Raw genomic sequence first — 20,115 nt, forward strand, 5'->3', positions numbered from 1 at the left:
TTACCGCTCCTCTCCCAGCTTGACGGCTTGATGCACTTTCAAGCGGCGAATATGCGTCACGAGCATCGCGATGCCGATCGCCATCATGACGCCGACGACGCCGTACAGCCGGAAATCGTCGGCATTGTCGAACACGACTTTGAACGGCGGCACTTGATTGGCGGCGTTGTCGGTCGTTTGCAAAAACGGGAGAAACAGAAGGCTCGTCGCCTTGCCGATGCCGATGCCGAGACCGATCGAAAGCCCTGCCGTAAAAATCTGCTCCAAAAGCAGCATGCCGGTCAATTGCCCGCGCGACAAGCCCATGGCCCGCAATGTCCCGATTTGCACGATTCTTCCCGACAAATTGAAAAACCAGAACAAAATGTAGCCCGACAGCGAAACGATGATCGTCACGAGGAATCCGAGACTTAAAATGCCGAACACGCCGCCCCGGGCCGGATGCTTCGCCTGGGTAATCAGCTCGCTGCGGGCGTCGTCGATCGACGCGATCTGGATGCTTTTCTCTTGCAGCACCGGAATGATCGGAGCCGTCAAGGCGTCGGGTTCCATCTTCAGCCACACGTCGTAGGGCATAAGCGGCGCCTGGTCGTAGATGTAGTCCAGATTGGCGACGATGAACGGCGACTGGTCCGGATATTGGGCGGGCCAATACGGAAGGATCGCCGCGACCACGAACTCGACCGGCTGCTCCTGCAGCACGGTTTGCACGATATCCCCGATTTTCATGTTGTATTGGTTCGCCAGGTTCGAGCTGACGAGCGCATATTCAGGCGCTTTCCCCATCAATTCGAGATATTTGTACGGACGGGCCGGATACAAATCGTCGCGGAACCAGGCGACCCGGGCAAAATCGACGTTGTCGATGCCGACGATCGTCCCTTGCCCCGCCGTTCGCCCGGAAATCGTAATGTTCGCCTTCGTTTGCAGCACCCTTGCGGCGTGCTCCACGCCGGGAAGCGTGCGGAACACTTCGAACGGCGGCTCGTTGTAGTTGACCCGGGTAACCGTCGGCGTCTGGCCGCCGCCGCCGCCCGAACCTCCTCCGCCTTGCCCCTGGCCGCCGCCGCCGGAACCGCCGGACGGGGCTTCGAATTCCGGGCTTGCTTCCCAGCTCGTTTTAACGATGACGTCGGCGCCGTATTTATACAAAATCCGCTCTTCCGAATTGAGCCCGATCGTGCGCGCGGCCGAAGCGTTGTACACGCCGAGCCCCAGCGTCAAAATCAGCAAAATCATGAGCGGGTAATACGAGCGGGACGAACGCGACAGCTGCGTGAGCGTCAAGTAAAGCGACACCGGAAGAAACGACTTTCCGATCCAGTTGAACAGCTTCAGCAGCAGCGGGAACAGCCGCAAAAAGACGAGCGCGGCGGCGAAAATCGCGAGCGCCGGCACGAAAAACAGAAACGGCTGGACGTTCAGCTGGTCCGTCGTGACGCCGGTCGCGAACGACACCATCTGGCGTTCGTTGAACAAGTACCAGCCGTAGCCGGCGACGCCGAGCAGCGCGACGTCGAGAAACCAGCGCTGCCATACCGGCGAACGGTCCGCCCGCGCCATCTTCCGCTTGTAGTCGACGATCGACGTCCGCGTAAAGACGAGCGCCGGAATGACGGCGGCCCCGATGGCGACGAGCACGGCCGCGGTTCCGGCCAAAATCCCGTCCGTTCCGAATCCGACGGGAATCGCCTTCCGGTTGACGAATTCGAGAAATCCGCTGGCCGAGCCGATGCTTTTGGCCATGAACCAGCCGATGAATGGACCCGCGACGAGCGAAACGGCGCCAAGCAAAACGCCTTCGAGCAAAAACAGCATGAAAATTTGCCGCGTGCCCGCGCCCCGGCTTCGCATGACCGCGATGTCGGAACGCTGCTTCTCCAGCGATTGGCGGGCGTTCATCGTAATGAAGTAGAACACCATCGCGATCATCGGCGCCGCGAGCATGAACAGCATCGTCTGCAGCTGCACGCTGTCGCGGCGGAAATCGCTCAGCATGTCGGCGAACGAAAGCTCGACGCCGGTTCCTTTCAGCTTCTGGTACGCTTCGATGTCGATCCGGCCAAGCGTGGCGCTCAAATCCGACAGCTGGCTCGTCTGGATGTCGCGAAGATCGTACGCCGCGTACCAGTTCGCCGTCTGCAGCGGAATGCCTTGCGCACCGGCAACGTCCTGGAGCATCGCGTCGTCGGCGATGAACAGCGTGTTCATCAGGCTGTCAAGCCCCTGATACCAGTAGGCGCTCGTTTCGTCGAGCGGCTTGTAGGAGCCGACGATTTCCACGCGGAGCGTAATGTTCAATCCGCCGTAGATCGGGTAGAGCAGCACGTCGCCGACATGCAGATCGTTGCGGAACATCGCCTCCTCCATCATGACGGCTTGAAGCGTTCCGTCCGCCGCGGCCCGGTCCGCGAACCATTTGCCGCCCGCAAGCTCGACTTGGTCTTTAAGCCCGCCGAAGGCGGCCAGCGTCATCGTTCTCGTCCGGCTCGCGTCGACCTTGGTCGGGTCTTCCGGCGTAACCTGCGTATTGCGGATCGTCAGGCTGCGCTGCTCCGCTTCGATCGGAAAGCCGATCGCCGCGGGCACGTCTTCGGTAATGTAACGGTCCGCGTCGGCAAAGCTGTTCAAATCCGTCTTTCCGTCGGTCGATTGATAGCGGAGCAAAAGCGATCCGGCCGGCAGCCCCTCGCTGTTGTCCTGGAGCGATTGGGCGACCACCCGCTTCAGCGCCCCGTCGGCGTACATCGGAATGCTCGTCGTGAACGCCACGGCGAAGAGCAGGCCGGCGAGCGTGCTGAGCGTCAGCCAGCGGGTGTTCCACATTTTTCGGAATAAAAAACGAATGAGCGCGCCCATAGCTTACCGACCCACGACTTTCTGTCCCGGAGTCAATCCTTGGAGCACTTCGACGTCCGTCGACGTCTGCTGGCCGACTTCGATATCGACCTCCCGCTTGCTGCCGTCCGCCTCGACGACTTGCACGTACGTTCTCGCCCCGATCGTCCGCAGCGCGGAAGTCGGGATGACGACGGCGTTTTCCTTGCGGTTGGTGACGACCGACGCCGTAAGCGGCGTTCCTCTCGTCGCTTCCGCCGGCAGATCCGGAACGTCGACGAGCAAATAATTGCTCACCTTGTCGATCTGGGCTTCGCCCGGATTCTCCTGGTCGTTCGACGGCTCGGGCAGCGCCTTGATTTTGCCCGTCAGCTCGCCGACGTTATTGATGGATACCTTGACCTCCATCCCGACGGCGACCTTGGCGAGATTGTCGCTCGAAAGCTTGGCGGCGACGACGAGACGGCTCGTGTCGGCCACGACCGCGATCGGGTCGTACGCCTTGATCTGCTTGCCCTCCTCGGCGCTCACCGAGACGACCGTTCCGCCGAAAGGCGCGGTAAGCACGGCGGCGGCGATGTCCTGCTCCATGTCGGTGATCGCCTGGCGCGCTTCCTCGAATTCGATTTGCTTTTGCTCGAATTCGAGCGGATCCATTTCGTCCTTTTGGCGGAGCGTGTTTTTCATGTCGAGCTCGAGCTTCCGGAATTGCAGCTTCTGGCTGCGGAGCGATTTTTTCAAATCTTCCACGTCCAGTTCGGCGATGACCTGTCCCGCTTTCACGGCGTCGCCGTTTGATATGTACAGCGTTTTGAGTCTTTTGCCTTCCAAAGAAGAAGAAGTATAGTAGAGCGTTTTTTCCTCTTCGGACATGATTTTGCCCGTGCCTTGAACCTTCGTCTCCAACGTCTTCGTGGTAACTTCGTATTCCGGCTTTTTCGAAATTTGCGGCAGCTGGATCGCCGACAGGTCCTCCTCTTCCGGCTCGTCGGGCAGCAGCGAGCAGCCGGCCAGCGCCGCGCTCAAGGACAGGACGGCGAACGCCGAAGCCAGCTTGCGCTTGGAGCCGCGCCAAGCTCCTTTCCGGTCACTTGGATACGAATACGCCGTCCACCATTTCATAGACATGGTCTGCAACCTCCAATATCGTCAAATCGTGAGTCGTCATGCAAATCGTCACTTTCTCCGCGGAAACGATGTCCCGAAAAACCCCCATAATCTGGGCAGTCATCTGCGAATCCAGCTCGGCCGTCGGTTCGTCCGCCAGCAGCAAGCTCGGCCGATGCGAAATCGCCTTGGCGATCGCGACCCGCTGCTGTTCTCCCCCGGAAAGCTCGGAAGGCCGATGGTGCATCCGTTTCGCGAGCCCCACCATTTCCAGGCATTCGGTGATCCGTTTTTTCCATTGGGTTCTCGGAACTCCCGCCATCCGCAGCGTCAGCTCCACGTTCTCGTAAGCCGACAGCAGCGGCAGCAGCGCGTAAGCCTGAAAAATAAATCCGATTTCGCTGCGGCGCACCTCGGTTCGCTTACGGTCGTCCAATTTGTGAAAGGGGCGTCCCTGAAAATAAATTTCGCCGGCGGTCGGCGTATCGAGCCCGCCCATCAAGTTCATCAGCGTCGTTTTGCCGGAGCCGGACCGGCCTTTCAGCATGACGAGCTGTTTCGGATATAACTGCAAATCGATTCCTTTCAACACGCGCAGCTTCTGGCTGCCGACGTCGAACGAGCGCTCCACCCCGCGCACCGTCAAAAGCGGCTCCGCCGGCGCGGAAGCGGCATCGGACGGCTGCTCCCGCTCCGAGGGCTCAAGGACGGCCGCAATCGATTTCGGCGGCTCGGGACCTTTTTTTCGCTGCAACCATGACCGCATGATTCTGGCTCCTCCCCCTGTTGCCTATAGCAAAAATTGACGACGAATGCAGTTCTTTCCCCATGGCTCCATCAATTATAACGATCCAAACCGAGGAAAAGTTACGTCTTTAGCAATTTTTTATGAGAAAGATGAGAGGAGGATGGGCCTATTTTTTCGGCAGCTTGCGACAGAAAGGGCTTCCGGCGCTTATTTTTTTGCTTTCCTCTTTATAAGAAGGGGATATTTTGTGTATGATGAAGGAATAACAAGAGAATTCCTAGGGAAGGTTGGTCGGATTGGACAGCAAAACGTCGTCATCGAACTTTATCAAAAACATCGTCGCCGAGGATCTGGCCGAAGGCCGCGTGAAGGGAATCGTCACCCGGTTTCCGCCCGAACCGAACGGCTATCTGCATATCGGGCATGCGAAGTCGATTTGCCTGAACTTCGAGCTTGCCGACGAATTCAAAGGCCGCACCCATTTGCGGTTTGACGATACGAATCCGTTAAAAGAAGACGCCGAATACGTCGAATCGATCAAAAAGGACGTGCAGTGGCTCGGCTTCGACTGGGACGGACTGTTTTTCGCCTCGGATTATTTCGGCGAAATGTTCGACCGCGCCAACTTGCTGATCCGCAAGGGGCTCGCCTACGTCGACGATCAAAGCGCGGACGAAATCCGCGAAACGCGCGGCACGCTGACGCAGCCCGGCAAGGAGAGCCCGTACCGCAACCGCTCCGTCGAGGAAAACCTCGACCTGTTCCGGCGCATGAAGGACGGAGAGTTTCCGGACGGGGCCAAGGTGCTCCGCGCCAAAATCGACATGTCGTCGCCGAACATCAACATGCGGGATCCGGTCATTTACCGCGTCGTTCACGCGACGCACCACAATACCGGGGACCAATGGTGCATTTACCCGATGTATGCGTTCGCCCACCCGCTCGAGGACGCGATCGAAGGCGTCACGCACTCGATATGCACGCTCGAATTCGAGGATCAGCGGCCGTTCTACGACTGGGTCGTCCGGGAAACCGAAATGCCCCATACCCCCCGGCAGTACGAATTTGCGCGGCTGAACCTGACGAACACGGTCATGAGCAAGCGGAAGCTCAAAATGCTCGTGGACGAAAAGGCCGTCGACGGCTGGGACGATCCGCGCATGCCGACGATTTCCGGCCTTCGCCGCAAAGGCTACACTCCGGAGGCGATCCGCGCGTTCTGCCGCGAGATCGGCGTCGCGCGCAGCTACAGCGTCGTCGACGAGCAAATGCTGGAGCACTTCATCCGCGAGGATTTGAAGCTGAAGTGTCCGCGGACGATGGCCGTTCTGCGGCCGCTGAAAGTCGTCATCACGAACTATCCGGAAGGGCAGACGGAATGGCTGGACGCCGAGAACAATTCGGAAAACCCGGAGTTGGGCTACCGCCAAATTCCGTTCTCGCGCGAAATCTACATCGAGCAGGACGATTTCATGGAAAATCCGCCGAGCAAATACTTCCGGCTGTTTCCCGGCAACGAAGTCCGGCTCAAGCACGCGTACTTCATCAAGTGCGAGGAAGCGATCAAAAACGAAGCCGGCGAAGTGGTGGAGCTTCGCTGCACGTACGATCCCGAGACGAAGAGCGGCTCCGGCTTTACCGGCCGGAAGGTGAAGGGCACGATTCACTGGGTCGACGCCTCGCAGGCGGCGCCCGCGGAATTCCGTCTGTACGAGCCGCTTATTACGGAAGACGAAGAGGACGACGACGCCCCGTTTCTCGAGCGGCTGAACCCGAACTCGCTGACGACGCTGCAAGGCTTCGTCGAGCCGGGCTTGAAGGATGCGGCGGCCCAGGAGAAATTCCAGTTTTTCCGGCACGGCTACTTCAATGTCGATCCGAAGGACAGCGAGCCCGGGCGTCCGGTGTTCAACCGGGTCGTCTCGCTCAAAAGCTCGTTCGACATTTCCAAAGCTTAAGCAAGCCGAACGCCCGCTCGCGCGGTCTTGGGCGCGGGCAGTTCCCGGCGCAGGGGCGTTTACGGTAACCGCAAGACAGGTCAGCTTCAATACGTGCGCGAATAGCGGTCGGGAACGACCGCTATTTTTGTTCGACGATTCGGAAAGGATAAGTTTCGTTTCGTGCGAATCCAAGTCTGTTTTTCCTGGAGCACCGTTTGCCGCCCGTAACGTATTGCCCGAAAGGAGTGACCGTCCCATGAAATGGCGTCCGCTCGCGAGACTCGCTCTGCTTGCCGCCGCGATCGCAGGAGCAGCCGGATGCGCTGCGAATAACGAGCCGCCCGCTTCCCCTTCCGCATCGCCGACCGCTTCGACCGCCACTTCGCCGCCGACGGCGACGGCCGGGGGCGAACAGGCGCCGAACCCGGCAACCGGCGAAAATGCGCCGCCTTCGGCAACGGTTCCGCCGGAAGCTTCCCCTTCTTCCGCAGCCCCGCCGTCCGCCTCCGAAGATCCGATCCGGTTGAAGATCCGGAACATGACGCCGGAGGAGAAAATCGGGCAAATGGTGTTGGCCGGCATCGAAGGCGACGAGCTTGACGACGAAGCGATAAAAATGATCCGCGAACACAAAATCGGCGGCATCATCCTGTACGGGGACAATATATCGGATGTCCGCGGAACGGTCTCCCTCATTAACGCGATCAAACGCGTAAATGCAGGGAATCCCGCGCCGATCTTCATCGGCGTCGACCAGGAAGGCGGCCGGGTCAGCCGTTTGCCGGACGAGGTCGAACCGTTTCCGGCCAGCGCCGCCGTCGGCGCCGGCGGCAAGCCGGAGCAGGCCGAGGAAATGGGAAATCTGCTTGCCGAAGCGCTGCTGGCTTTCGGCTTAAATATGGATTTCGCGCCCGTGCTGGACGTCAACAGCAACCCGGACAATCCCGTCATCGGCGATCGCTCGTTCGGCAGTTCCGCCGAACGCGTGGCCGAAATGGGCATCGCAGCCATGAAGGGCATTCGCGGGGGCGGCGTCATTCCCGTAGTCAAGCATTTTCCGGGGCACGGCGACACGTCCGTCGATTCCCACCTCGATTTGCCCGTCGTGAACAAGACGCCGCAGCAGTTGGCGAAGCAGGAATGGCTCCCGTTCCAGGCCGCGGTCAAGGAGCAAGCCGAAGCGATCATGGTCGCCCATATTCTATTTCCGAAAGTCGATCCAAAGCGGCCGGCTTCGCTGTCGAAGACGATTGTCGGCACGCAGCTCCGGGAAAAAATGGGCTACGACGGCGTCGTCATGACCGACGATTTGGGAATGGGCGCGATCGTCAAAAACTACAAGCTGGCCGACGCCGCCGCCGATGCCGTGGAAGCGGGCGTCGACATCCTGCTGATCGGCCACGGTTACGACAACGAACGGGCCGTTTTCGAGTCGCTTGTCCGTTGCGTCAAGGACGGCACGATCGCGGAAACCCGGATCGACGAGAGCGTCTATCGCATCCTGAAGCTGAAAGAGCGGGCCCGCCTGTCCGACGAGGAAACGGAAGCGCCCGACCTTGACGGTCTCAATGCCAGGATTCGCGATTGGCGCGGTCGAATCGAATGAATCCCGCATCTTCGAATGCAGCCGAACGCCCGGCCGCCGTCAGCCGGACGCGAACGATGCGTACTTGGCCGCGTTCCGGACGGCCGGCCAAATATCGGGCGTCTCGCCGCCGATGTACCAGTAGGCGAGCCCCGCCATCCCCCGCTTCGCGGCCTCCGCCGTCTTCAGCGCGAGGGAGCGGCTGTCCTCCGCCCAAATCTTGTACGTCGTTCCCGACTTGGCGAACGTGTAGACGTACTGTCCGATCGTCTCGTCCCAGGAGCAACTCCCCGCCCCGAGCGACTCGACGGCCGCAGCCTGCTCGCGGATCGACAAAATCGTCGAGGAGACGGACGGCGCAAGCGTCCATTTCCGGGTGTACGTCGGCAAGGCGAGAATCGTCCGCGACGCCGGCACGGCCTCGTGCAGCGTGTCCAAGCCGCTCGCCACCCACGGCAGCGAAGCGACCGATCCGGCAACCGGGGAACCGCCCCAATGCTCGTCGTACCCCATCAGGACGATATAATCGGCCGCTTCCCCCAAAGCGGCGTAGTCGAACGCCGCCGTCCAGTCGGAACCGAGATCGGGGGAAACGTTCACCGACAGCACCGCCCCGATCCGGTGCAGCCGGCAGGCCAACTCTTCGACGAAGGCGGTCAAGCCGAAGCGGTCTATTGGCAGCACGTTTTCAAAGTCGAGATTAAGACCATCCATTCCGTAATGGTCGACGTAAGCGACGAGCTGATCGATGACGTCCTGCCGGTTGCTCTCGTCTTCAAGCAGTCGATGGGTCAGCTCCGCATCCGATCGGTTGCCGACCATCCCCCACACCTGTTTCCCGCTCTCGTCCGCCCATCGGACAAGCGTTTCGTCCGTGCTGTCTGAAACCGCCGAAGCCGATTCCAGAAAAAAGACGCGCGGAACGAGCGTATTCACGGTCGACCGCTTTACGCTTGCGATAAATTCCGCCGTCGTCTGCAAGTACTGCCAGCCGAGCTGCAGCCCCATTTCCGGCTCGCGCTCCAGACCGTCCGCCCATTCGTCGTTCCGAACGATCCGGTTCAGCAGCGCGGCCGTCTCCTCGCGGGTCAGCGCATCCTGCGGACGGAAATGGCCTTCGCTATCCCCTTCGATCAGCCCCGCTTCCGTCGCAACCTGCGCCGAGGCGACCGCCCAAACGCTTATGTCGTCCGCGTCCTCGTACGAAGACGATTCGCCGCCGCCATAACCCTCCAATTTTAAAGCCCGCGCCAGGAGGACAGCCGCCTGCTCCCGCGTCAGCGATGCCGCCGGGCGAAACGCGCCGGCCCCCGTCCCGTTCACGATGCCGAGCTGGGACGCCGCCTCCGTCGAACCGTAATACCATGCGCCGAGCGGAACGTCGATAAAAGAAGAAATGCGGCTCGCCACCGGCTCAAGCCCGAACAGACGGATCAGGAGCGCCGCGAATTCCGCGCGCGTGACCCCCCGCTTCGGACTGAACGTATCGGCGCTCGTTCCGCCGACGATGCCTTTTGCGTACAACGCGGCGATATCCGCCTTGGCGAAGCTGGACGCGATATCGCGAAACGGCGTTCCGACCGAGGTTCCGGCCGCAAACGCCGGCGGCGCGATCCCGCAGGCGAGAAAGGCGGCCAACCCCAAATTCAACAAACGATAAAAACGCAAAACCCGCACCTCTTTCCGGCAGGACAGATATCCCTCTATCCTCTTTTGCCTCTATCCCTCTATCCTATCAGAGAAGCAGCACGGGCAAGCACGCGTAAATATTGGGAATCGGGTTCCGGCGCGCTCAAAAAAAATACCCCCGCCGGTTTCGACCGAAACGGGGGTGATGCAAAGATGCGCCGACAAGCTTATACGCCGTAAGCCGCCGGATTTTCGCGCCACGCTTTCAGCTGCGCGACGTCTTCCTCGCGGATGGCTCCGGTCTCGAGCGCGACGGAGACGAGCGCCGTATAGTTCGACAGCGTATGCAGTGGAATGTTTTCCGCCGCGAACGCGTCGGTCGCCTTTTCGAACTGATACGTGAAAATCGCGACGACGCCCTGCACTTCGCAGCCGGCATCGCGGACGGCTACCGCCGCCTTGAGCGAGCTCCCGCCGGTCGAGATCAAATCCTCGATCAGCACGACTTTTTGGCCGGGTTTGAAGCTGCCTTCGATCTGGTTCGTCTTGCCGTGCCCCTTCGCCTTGTCCCGCACGTACAGCATCGGCAGGCTCAGCTTTTGGGCGACCCAGGCCGCATGGGGAATGCCGCCCGTCGCAATGCCGGCGACCGCTTCGCAGTCCGGATATTGGTCCCGGATGATGGCGGCGAAGCCTTCTGCGATCAGATCGCGGATTTCCGGAAACGACATCGTCAGCCGATTGTCGCAGTAAATGGGCGACTTCAGCCCCGAAGTCCACGTAAACGGCTCGTTCGGGCGCAGCGCCACCGCCTGGATGCGCAGCAAGGCGCCGGCGACTTCGGTCGGCAGGCGGTCTATGGATACAGTGGTCATGATGCGCTCATCTCCTCAAGGATCGATTGAAGCGAAACGGCGGGATCGGGAGCGCCGGTAATCGGCCGCCCGATCACGAGATAATCGGTGCCGCCCCGGACGGCGTCGCCGGGTGTCGTGATGCGCGACTGGTCCCCGATGTCGGAACCGCGCGGCCGAATGCCCGGCGTCACGGTGAGAAATTCCGGACCGCAGGCGAGCTTGATCGCTTCGACCTCGAGCGGCGAGGCGACGACGCCGCGAAGACCGGCGCTGGCGGCAAGCTTCGCATAGTTTACGACCGCCTGCTCGACCGTGCCTGCAATTCCGATTTCCTCGTTAAGCACGGCGAGGCTCGTGCTCGTCAGCTGCGTCACGGCGATGACGATCGGTTTCTCGTCCGCGTCGCCCTCCCCGAGCGCATCCTCCACGCCTTGCATGGCGGCCCCCATCATCGCGCTTCCCCCTGCCGCGTGCACGTTGAACATATCGACGCCGAGCCGCGTGATGCTCCGGGCGCCGCCTCGCACCGTGTTGGGAATGTCGTGCATTTTCAAATCGAGAAACACTTTGAAGCCCCGGGCTTTCAGCTCGCGGACGACCGAAGGGCCCGCGGCATAGAACAGCTCCATGCCCACTTTCATCCAGCAGCCGGTGCCGTGAAGCGCGTCGGCGAGGCGCAATGCCGTTTCGGCATCGGGTTTGTCGAGCGCTACCATCACCTTGGCGGCAGCTTGCTCGCGTGTGAGACGCATCGTCAACACGTTCAGCTCCCTTGTTTTAACGTAAAATGTCACATAGAAGCCCGATCTCCGGCAGTAGCTGGAGACCGGGCAAAAGCGCGAATGTTAAGGCGTAAGCACCGGCATCGCTTCGCTGGAGAAGCGCAGCGACTCCAGCATGTTCAGCAGCGCGCGGACCGTATCGAGCGACGTCAGGCAGACGACGCCGTTTTCCACCGCTTCGCGGCGAATCCGGAACCCGTCGCGCTCCGGCGTTTTGCCCTTCGTCAACGTATTGACGACGAATTGCGCCTGTCCGGTGCGAATCAGGTCGAGGATGTTCGGCGAGTTCTCGCTCAGCTTGTTCACGCGCGTGACGCGCATCCCCGCTTGTTCGAGCGCTTCCGCCGTGCCTCCGGTTGCCAGCAGCTTGTAGCCCAATTTGTAGAAGCCGCGCAAAATTTCGATCGCTTCTTCTTTATCCTTGTCGGCGACGGTCGCGATGATCGAACCCGAGGTCGGGATTTTCATGTTGGCGCCCAGCAGCCCTTTGAACAGCGCCTTGGCGAAATGGCGGTCGCGGCCCATCACTTCGCCGGTCGATTTCATTTCCGGCGTCAGCGTCGGGTCGACGCGGCGCAGCTTGGCGAAGGAGAACACCGGCACTTTGACCGATACGTGCTCGTCTTCCGGCCACAGGCCTCCGGAATAGCCCAGGTCGGCCAGCTTGACGCCCAGAATCGCCTGCGTCGCCAAATTCGCCATCGGCACGTTCGTCACCTTGGACAGGAACGGCACCGTGCGCGACGAACGCGGATTGACTTCGATGACGAACACCTGCTCGTTCCAAATGACGAACTGGATGTTGACGAGCCCGACCGTCTTCAGTTCCTTCGCGATGCGGGTCGTGATGTCGACCGCTTGCCGCTTGATTTCCTCCGACAGCGACTGCGGCGGATAGACCGCGATCGAGTCGCCCGAGTGGACGCCCGCGCGTTCGATATGCTCCATGATGCCGGGAATGAGCACCGTTTCGCCGTCGCAGATGGCGTCGACTTCGATTTCCTTGCCGAGCATGTAGCGGTCGATCAGGACGGGATGCTCCGGATTGATTTTCACCGCTTCTTTCATATAAGCGAGCAGTTCGTCGTCGGAGTAGACGATTTCCATCGCGCGGCCGCCCAGCACGTAGGACGGGCGGACGAGCACCGGATAGCCGAGCGATGCCGCCGCGCCTACCGCTTCGTCCACGGAAGTGACGGTCGTGCCCTTCGGCTGCGCGATGTTCAGCCGGCGAAGGAGCGCCTCGAACCGCTTGCGGTCTTCGGCCTCGTCGATGCTGTCGAGCGACGTGCCGAGAATGCGCACGCCGGCGCGGGACAGCGGGCCCGCCAGATTGATCGCCGTTTGGCCGCCGAACTGGACGATGACGCCGATCGGCTTCTCCTGCTCGATGACGTTCATGACGTCTTCGAAGAAGAGAGGCTCGAAGTACAGCCGATCCGACGTATTGAAATCCGTCGATACCGTTTCCGGGTTGTTGTTGATGATGACCGCTTCGTAGCCGGCGTTGCGGATCGCCCACACGGCGTGAACCGTCGAGTAGTCGAACTCGATGCCTTGGCCGATCCGGATCGGGCCGGAGCCGAGCACGACGATCTTTCCCTTCGCGCTCGGGATCACTTCGTTTTCCGTCTCGTAAGTCGAGTAGTAGTACGGCGTCGAAGCTTCGAATTCGGCGGCGCAGGTGTCGACCATTTTATAAACGGGTTTGATTCCCTGCTGCAGCCGGTATTCCCGAACGGCCGTTTCGTCCGCGTGAGCCGCGCTAACGCCTTGGCCCTCCTTGCGCAGCTCGGCGATCGCGCGGTCGGTGAAGCCCATGCGCTTTGCCTTAAGCAGCGTCTCGGCCGTGAGTCCGGGCTCGCGGCGAATAACGTCCTCGAATGCGACGATGCGTTCGATTTTGTCCAGGAACCACCAGTCGATGCTCGTCAAGTCCTGGATGTCCTGCAGCGTCCAGCCGCGGCGGAACGCTTCGGCGACGAGGAACAGCCGTTCGTCGTCCGGCTTCGCGAGGCGCGTGCGAAGCACGTCGTCGGCGATTTCGCCCGCGCCCTTGAGCAGCAGGCGGTGCGTGCCGATTTCCAGCGAGCGAACCGCTTTGTGGATCGATTCCTCGAACGTGCGGCCGATCGCCATCACTTCGCCGGTCGCCTTCATTTGCGTGCCGAGCTTGCGGTTCGCCGAGACGAATTTGTCGAACGGCCAGCGCGGGATTTTGCTGACGATGTAGTCCAGCGTCGGCTCGAAGCAGGCATAGGTCTGCCCCGTAACCGGGTTGACGATTTCATCGAGCGTGTAGCCGATCGCGATTTTGGCGGCCATTTTGGCGATCGGGTAGCCGGTCGCTTTCGAAGCGAGCGCCGAAGAGCGGCTGACGCGCGGGTTGACTTCGATGACGTAATATTGATAGCTTTGCGGATCGAGCGCGAACTGCACGTTGCAGCCGCCTTCGATGTTGAGCGCGCGAATGATTTTCAGCGATGCGGAGCGGAGCATCTGATACTCGCGGTCCGACAGCGTTTGGCTCGGCGCGACGACGATGCTGTCGCCGGTATGGACGCCGACCGGATCGAAGTTTTCCATGTTGCAGACGACGATGCAGTTGTCGTTCGCGTCGCGCATCACTTCGTATTCGACTTCCTTCATGCCCGCGATCGATTTCTCGACCAGGCATTGGCCGATCGGGCTGTAGCGGATGCCGCTGTCGACCGTTTCGCGCAGCTCTTCCTCGGTCGCCGCGATGCCGCCGCCCGTGCCGCCCAGCGTATAAGCCGGGCGCACGATGACCGGATAGCCGATTTCGTTCGCGAAATCGACCGCTTCCTGGATGCTCGTCACGATGACGCTCTCCGGAACGGGCTGGCCCAGCTCGCGCATCAGCTCGCGGAACAGATCGCGGTCCTCGGCGCGCTCGATCGCCGACAGCTGCGTGCCGAGCAGCTTGACGCCTTCCTGCTCGAGCACGCCGGCGCGGGCCAATTCGACCGCCATGTTGAGGCCGGTCTGTCCGCCCAGCGTCGGCAGCAATCCGTCCGGACGCTCCTGCCGGATGATCTGGGATACGAACTCGAGGTTGATCGGCTCGATGTACACTTTGTCGGCCATATTGGTATCGGTCATAATCGTGGCCGGGTTGCTGTTGATCAGGACGACTTCGAGTCCTTCTTCCTTCAGCGCTTGGCAAGCCTGCGTGCCGGCGTAGTCGAATTCGGCCGCTTGTCCGATGACGATCGGGCCGGAGCCGATCACGAGAATTTTTTTGAGGTCGTTATTTTTGGGCATATTGCAGTTCTCCTCTCAGCGTCTCCGCCAACTGTGCCTGGCGCGGCCGTTCGGGGTTGTTGCGTTTGTGCTCGCGGATCATCTCCAGGAACCGGTCGAACAGGTAGCCGCTGTCGAACGGACCCGGAGCCGCTTCCGGGTGATATTGCACCGTGTAGGCCGGATAGCGGTTATGCTTCAGGCCTTCGATCGTTTTGTCGTTGTTGTTGATGTGCGTCACGGTCAGCTCCGTGCCCCGGATCGACTCTTCCTTGACCGTGTAGCCGTGGTTTTGCGATGTAATGTAGCAGCGGCCGCTTTCAAGCTCCTTGACCGGGTGGTTGCCGCCGCGGTGGCCGAATTTCAGCTTTTCGGTGTCGGCCCCGCAAGCGAGCGCGAAAATTTGGTGGCCGAGACAGATGCCGAACAGCGGGTATTCGCCGAGCAGCTGGCGCACCGTTTCGACGGCGTGCGGGACGTCCTTCGGGTCCCCGGGGCCGTTCGACAGCTGGATGCCGTCGGGATGCAGCCGGCGGATTTCGTCGGCCGTCGTGTCGTGCGGGACGACGACGACGTCGCAGCCGCGCTGTGTCAGCTCGCGCAGGATGCCGCTTTTGGCTCCGTAGTCGATCAGCACGATCCGCTCGCCGTTGCCCGGGCTGGAAAACACTTGCTTCGTCGACGTGCGGGCGACCTGGTCGCGCAGCAGCGAGGAGGCGTTAAGCCGCTCCCGCAGCTCTTCCACCCGTTCGGTTCCCGTCGTCAGAATCCCCTTCATCGTACCGTGGCGGCGCAAAATCCGCGTCAGCATGCGCGTGTCGATGTCGCCGATGCCGATGATGCCGTACTCTTTGAGCAGACTGTCCAGCGTATACTGCGCCCGCCAGTTGCTCGGCACCGGCTCGTGACGGCGCACGACGAAGCCGTGAATGTAAGGGCGAATCGACTCGAAGTCGTCCCGGTTAATGCCGTAATTGCCGATCAGCGGAAACGTCATCGTGACGATCTGTCCGCAGTAGGAAGGATCGGACAGAACTTCCTGATATCCGGTAATGCCTGTATTGAACACCACTTCGCCGGTGGACGCGCCTTCCGCGCCGAATCCGAGGCCCGTGAACAGTGTGCCGTCTTCCAGTAACAATCTCGCTTGCATCCCTTTTCCTCCTCAAGTCTTTGCGTGAGCAAAAACGCCTCGTATGCCTTACAAGCGACAAGCTTAAGCCTGTTCGCTCCAGACGACCTTGCCGTCGACCATCGTCAGCGCCGGCCAGCCGGAAAGCTTCCAACCGGCGAACGGCGTATTCCGCCCGAGCGACAGGAACGTTTCCGGATCGACTTCCTTCTCGGTTTCGAGGTCGATCAGCGTGACGTCGGCGGCCGAACCGGGGGCCAAAGTCCCCGTCTCCAGCCCGAACACCCGGGCGGGATCGCTCGTCATGCGGCGGAGCAGGAACGGCAGCGTCCACCTTCCGGTCTTGACGAATTTCGTGTACAGCAGCGGGAACGCCGTTTCGAAGCCAACGATGCCGAACGGGGCGCGCTCGAGTCCTTTCGCTTTCTCTTCCGCGCTGTGCGGCGCGTGATCGGTCACGATGATGTCGATCGTCCCGTCCTCGAGCGCCTCGATGCAAGCTTCGACATCGCGGGGCGTCCGCAGCGGGGGGTTCATCTTCCAGTTGGCGTCCATCGAATCCGGAATGTCCTCGTCCGACAGCACCAGGTGGTGCGGGCAAACTTCCGCCGTCACGCGGACGCCGACCGATTTGCCGAGCCGGATGAGCCGGATCGACTGTTCGGTGCTGACGTGGCAGACATGGTAGTGAACCCCGGTCGCCTCCGCCAGCAAAATGTCCCGTCCCACGTGAATCGCCTCGGATTCGTTCGGAATGCCCTTAAGACCGTTCTTGCGGGAAAACGCGCCATCGGTCACCGAAGCCCCGACGACGAGGGAATCGTCCTCGCAGTGGGCGATGATCGGAAGGCCCAGCGACTTGGCCTGCGCCATCGCGTCCTTCATCATTTGCGCGTTCTGGACGCCCACGCCGTCGTCGGTGAAGCCGATCGCGCCCGCTTCCTTGAGCGCGGCGAAGTCGGTCAGCTCGCGGCCGAGCTCGTTTTTCGTGATGGCAGCGTAAGGCAGCACCTTGACCGCGCCTTCGGTCGCCGCTTTGTCCAGCACCAGCCGCACCGTTTCCGGGGAATCCGCCACCGGACGGGTGTTCGGCATGCAGGCGATCGTCGTAAAGCCGCCCTTGGCCGCCGAGCGGGTGCCGCTCGCGATCGTTTCCTTATATTCGAAGCCGGGTTCGCGAAGGTGCACGTGCATGTCGATGAATCCCGGGGAAATCAGCTTGCCCGCGGCGTCGATCGTTTCGGCGCCGGCCGTGTCGGGCGCGGTCTCGCCGTCCGCCCATTCGGCGACTTTGCCGTTTTCTATTTTCAAATGCTTTTTCGAAAGTTCTCCGGTTTCCGGGTTCACCGTCAAGCCGTTTAAGATCCATGTCGTCATGTTCGAAAGGCCTCCTCGTATCCGTCTGTTGCTCCGATCCGTTCGATGACCGGCTTTACACTTCCACTTCCGCTTCCCGCGGGTGCATGATGAGGACGCAGTCGTTTTCGTCCACTTCGCTCAGGGAGACCTCGATCTTCTCCTGCCTGGAGGTCGGCACGTTCTTGCCGACGTAATCCGGCCGGATCGGCAGCTCCCGGTGTCCCCGGTCGACCAGGACGGCCAGCTGGATCGCCTGGGGTCGCCCGCAATCCATCAGCGCGTCCATCGCCGCCCGGATCGTTCGGCCGGTATAGAGCACGTCGTCGAACAAAATGATCCGCTTGTCCTTGATGTCGAAAGGCTTGTCGCCTTCCGCGCTAACGAGGCCCGGCACGACGGAGGAAGCGTCGGCATCGCTCGGCCGGTCGTCCCGGTACCGGGTCACGTCCAGCTCGCCGACGCCGATCGGGCGGCCTTCGATGTCCCGAATGCGCTCCGCGATCCGCCGCGCCAGAAAAACGCCCCTCGTCCGGATGCCGACCAGCGCGCAGCCGTCGATTCCTTTGTTCTTTTCCACGATTTCGTGGGCAATTCGGGTCAGCGCCCGCCGGATGGCGGATTCATCCATAATGACGTTTTGAAACTCCTGCATAACGAACCCTCCCGCTGGCGATGAAGGCATAAAAAAACCTCCTTGCATAAGACGCAAGGAGGTGTATGTCGACAGGATTAGCCACAGCTTGACCGCGAGGCGGACAGACGTCCGCTTGCGAAATCAGGCCGCGACCGAATCGGGTCGTGCGCTACGCCACCTTGCCAGCCTCTCTGGACTGAGTTAAAGGCAACCGTTCATTTATCTGAGATTATCGCACTTTCGACACCCGTTGTCAACAGGATTGTATTTATTTTTATGCAGTTTTATGAATTAAAATTCAAATTCCACGTCCGTCAGCCGGCGCTTGATTTCGCCGATGACGCGCTGCTCGTCTTCTTCCCCTTGCGCGATGAACGTGACGGAGAAACGGACGAAATGGCCGGCGTCGTCCCAAGGCACGGTGGAGATCAGCTTTTCGCGGATCAAATATTGCGAGAAATCCTCGGCCGTCTCGAACCGCTGGCCGCCCTTGATGCCCTTCGGCGCCTCGACGTACAGGAAGAACGAGCCCTTCGGCTTCTCGGCTTTAAAGCCGATTTCGTTGAGCGCGGCCACGAGCAGGTTGTGGCGGCGCGAATATTTGGACGCGATCGCCTCGGTGATGGCCGGGTTCGCCAGGCCGTAGGCGGCCGCTTTCTGAATGGCGATGAACTGGCCGGAATCGTTGTTGTCCTTCACATCGCTGAACGCTTTGACGATGAGCGGGTTGCCGGCGACAAAGCCGATTCGCCAGCCGGTCATGTTGTACGACTTGGACAGGGAGTGAAGCTCGACGCCCACGTCCTTCGCCCCCGGCACCGACAGGAAGCTGAGCGGCTTGACGCCGTCGTACGTCAGCGCCGCGTACGGAGCGTCGTGCACGATGACGACGTTGTATTTCTTCGCCCAAGCGACGACCTTCACGAAAAATTCGGCCGTAGCGGCCGCGCCCGTCGGGTTGTTCGGATAGTTCAGGTAAAACAGCTTCGCCTTGCGGGCGATCTCTTCCGGAATGGCGTCCAGATCCGGCAGGAAGTTGTTCTCCTTCGTCAACTGCACGTTGTAGACTTGTCCGCCGAGATATTTCGTGTGGGTGCCCATGACCGGGTAGCCCGGGACGGTCATGATCGTCACGTCGCCCGGATTGATGAACACGGACGGCATCATCGCCAGCGCCGGCTTGGAGCCGATCGAGTGCACGACTTCGGTTTCCGGATCGATGCCGTCGACCGAGAACACTTCCTTCAAATATTTCGCGGCCGCGACCTTGAAGTCGGCGATGCCGTTGTCCGCGTAGCCGCGGTTTTCAGGCTTGGCCGCTTCTTCGGCAAGCTTGGCCACGATGCCGACGTCCGCCATTTCGTCCGGCTCGCCGACGCCCATGTCGATCAGCTCAACGTCGGGGAACGCTTTTTTGGCGGCGGCTTTGGCGCGTTTGATTTTTTCGAACTTGTAAATGTTCGTATCCTTGCCGTAGTTGGATCCGCCGATCCGGTCGGCGAATTGCTCTTGAATAAAGGTGGATTGATATTGTTCTACGCTCACGTTTGCGACACTCCTCGCCTAAATTACTCTCATTCTCAATATGCCGCAATTCCGCGTTTCTCACCATGGATTTTTGCGCAGAAGGTTTGCAGGATTTGCAAATCCGAAAGCCGGGCGAAGCGGGCACAGTCCCCTCATGCGAACGGCTCGTCCGAATGAATGAAAAATATTGGCTGGATAAGGGCATAACTTTCTCCCAGGAAAATCGTCTTGCCGACCTTGGAAAGATAGACTTTATGGCGACAACGAAGCATTGGAGCGGGGACTGGCGCGTTGGCGCAAGTAATCTCGGCTTGCGGTACTTATGGAGGCGTCTTTGCGGGGGGATGGAGATGAGAGCGGCTTCATGCGCAGGGACGGCGTAACGGTTGGCGGGTTTCTTGGCGGGATCAATCGAGTTTGGCGGAGCTTCGTTGGATTTCGTCCAAATCAAAAACGGCTTTTTCGCTACGTTCGCAGGCTTCGTTGGATTTTGTCCTATGGAGCAAGGCCGTTTCATCCATTTCGTCCGAAATGACCGTTCCTCGTTGGATAAAATCCACTCTAGCCCAACATGAATGTGCCTTGTGCGTAAGGTCGAGTTGAGTAGCCACGACTCAACCGGATCGACAGCTTGCGCGCTGAGGCGGCGAGATGAGTCATGGTTATCCAACTTGAGCGGGGCTGCAGGCGTATAGAGGTTCAGATGAGCAGCC

At 60.6% G+C, this 20,115-nt stretch carries 13 protein-coding genes; 2 read left to right on the top strand and 11 right to left on the bottom strand.

The features are described 5' to 3' along the window. From B7E11_RS26455 to B7E11_RS26465, 3 genes are read right to left on the bottom strand one after another with little or no spacing between them, the layout of a single operon-like run. Entirely contained in the window at positions 1 to 2,859 is a 2,859-nt protein-coding gene (locus B7E11_RS26455; RefSeq protein ID WP_080840399.1) for an ABC transporter permease, read from the bottom strand. A gap of 3 nt (positions 2,860 to 2,862) precedes the next feature. Then, entirely contained in the window at positions 2,863 to 3,966 is a 1,104-nt protein-coding gene (locus tag B7E11_RS26460; RefSeq protein WP_338026303.1) for an efflux RND transporter periplasmic adaptor subunit, read from the bottom strand. Beyond that, the gene (locus tag B7E11_RS26465) at positions 3,926 to 4,711 is read right to left on the bottom strand and encodes an ABC transporter ATP-binding protein (RefSeq protein ID WP_080840404.1); all 786 of its coding nucleotides are present in this window, start codon (positions 4,709 to 4,711) and stop codon (positions 3,926 to 3,928) included. Before B7E11_RS26465 ends, B7E11_RS26460 begins: the two co-directional genes overlap by 41 nt. Before the next feature lie 278 nt (positions 4,712 to 4,989). Here B7E11_RS26465 and B7E11_RS26470 point away from each other — a divergent pair, with 278 nt between their 5' ends. Both B7E11_RS26470 and nagZ read left to right on the top strand, forming a co-directional pair. Next, positions 4,990 to 6,651 carry a glutamine--tRNA ligase/YqeY domain fusion protein gene (locus B7E11_RS26470; protein ID WP_080840406.1) on the top strand — a complete coding sequence of 554 codons (1,662 nt, stop codon included), beginning with the start codon at positions 4,990 to 4,992 and terminating at the stop codon, positions 6,649 to 6,651. Between the two features lie 238 nt (positions 6,652 to 6,889). Further along, positions 6,890 to 8,239 (top strand): beta-N-acetylhexosaminidase, encoded by a 1,350-nt coding sequence (gene nagZ, locus B7E11_RS26475; protein ID WP_080840409.1) that lies wholly within the window; start codon positions 6,890 to 6,892, stop codon positions 8,237 to 8,239. A gap of 39 nt (positions 8,240 to 8,278) precedes the next feature. On the opposite strand, the gene B7E11_RS26480 is transcribed toward nagZ, so the two are convergent. The 8 genes from B7E11_RS26480 to B7E11_RS26515 form a co-directional block, all read right to left on the bottom strand. Continuing rightward, positions 8,279 to 9,886, bottom strand: a complete 1,608-nt coding sequence (locus B7E11_RS26480) for an S-layer homology domain-containing protein (protein ID WP_245809828.1) — start codon at positions 9,884 to 9,886, stop codon at positions 8,279 to 8,281. 188 nt (positions 9,887 to 10,074) lie between these two features. Continuing rightward, positions 10,075 to 10,722, bottom strand: a complete 648-nt coding sequence (gene pyrE, locus B7E11_RS26485; RefSeq protein ID WP_080840410.1) for an orotate phosphoribosyltransferase — start codon at positions 10,720 to 10,722, stop codon at positions 10,075 to 10,077. Next, a complete protein-coding gene (gene pyrF / locus B7E11_RS26490) occupies positions 10,719 to 11,456 on the bottom strand; it encodes an orotidine-5'-phosphate decarboxylase (RefSeq protein ID WP_080841036.1) in 738 nt (245 codons plus the stop codon). The genes pyrE and pyrF overlap by 4 nt, the downstream gene beginning before the upstream one ends. A 93-nt stretch (positions 11,457 to 11,549) precedes the next feature. After that, positions 11,550 to 14,771, bottom strand: coding sequence for a carbamoyl-phosphate synthase large subunit (gene carB, locus B7E11_RS26495; protein WP_080840413.1), 3,222 nt, complete (start codon positions 14,769 to 14,771; stop codon positions 11,550 to 11,552). After that, entirely contained in the window at positions 14,758 to 15,903 is a 1,146-nt protein-coding gene (carA, locus tag B7E11_RS26500) for a glutamine-hydrolyzing carbamoyl-phosphate synthase small subunit (protein ID WP_080840415.1), read from the bottom strand. The genes carB and carA overlap by 14 nt, the downstream gene beginning before the upstream one ends. A gap of 63 nt (positions 15,904 to 15,966) precedes the next feature. After that, complete coding sequence (locus tag B7E11_RS26505; protein WP_080840417.1) at positions 15,967 to 17,259, bottom strand: dihydroorotase; 1,293 nt, start codon at positions 17,257 to 17,259, stop codon at positions 15,967 to 15,969. A gap of 55 nt (positions 17,260 to 17,314) precedes the next feature. Beyond that, complete coding sequence (pyrR, locus tag B7E11_RS26510) at positions 17,315 to 17,893, bottom strand: bifunctional pyr operon transcriptional regulator/uracil phosphoribosyltransferase PyrR (protein WP_080840418.1); 579 nt, start codon at positions 17,891 to 17,893, stop codon at positions 17,315 to 17,317. A gap of 273 nt (positions 17,894 to 18,166) precedes the next feature. Then, on the bottom strand, positions 18,167 to 19,420 hold the full coding sequence (locus tag B7E11_RS26515) for an LL-diaminopimelate aminotransferase (RefSeq protein WP_080840420.1): 1,254 nt from the start codon (positions 19,418 to 19,420) through the stop codon (positions 18,167 to 18,169). Positions 19,421 to 20,115 lie beyond the last annotated feature (695 nt).

Source organism: Cohnella massiliensis, assembly GCF_900169535.1.
GTDB lineage: Bacteria > Bacillota > Bacilli > Paenibacillales > Paenibacillaceae > Cohnella > Cohnella algarum.